The sequence below is a fragment of the Psychrobacter sp. CAL346-MNA-CIBAN-0220 genome (genome assembly GCF_040309805.1).
Taxonomy (GTDB): Bacteria; Pseudomonadota; Gammaproteobacteria; order Pseudomonadales; family Moraxellaceae; genus Psychrobacter.
The window spans coordinates 1-253 of the sequence record NZ_JBEOPF010000531.1 but is presented as its reverse complement, the minus strand read 5'-3'; the positions used below and the strand labels follow the sequence as shown (position 1 = coordinate 253).

The 253-nt window shown below is 49.0% G+C and carries 1 protein-coding gene; it reads right to left on the bottom strand.

The features are described from left to right. A partial coding sequence (locus tag AAEY88_RS14665; protein ID WP_350563565.1) for an isocitrate/isopropylmalate family dehydrogenase occupies positions 1-253 on the bottom strand: 253 nt, incomplete at both ends.

Below are 253 nucleotides of genomic sequence, written 5' to 3'. Positions count from 1 at the left end.
AGCCAATACTGCTTGACCCATTTCTTGACAGCCTACTTGCTTCAAGCCTGCCTCAGTGCTGTCCAAGATATCAAGGGTACGTAAGCCATCATCGAGCACTTCACTGACCGCTTGCTCAATCGCTTGTGCAGCTTGTTCTTGTTTAAAGGTATAGCGTAGCATCATCGCCACAGACAATATCGTTGCCAAGGGATTGGCTTTGTCTTGGCTAGCAATATCGGGCGCTGAACCATGACACGGCTCATACATACCC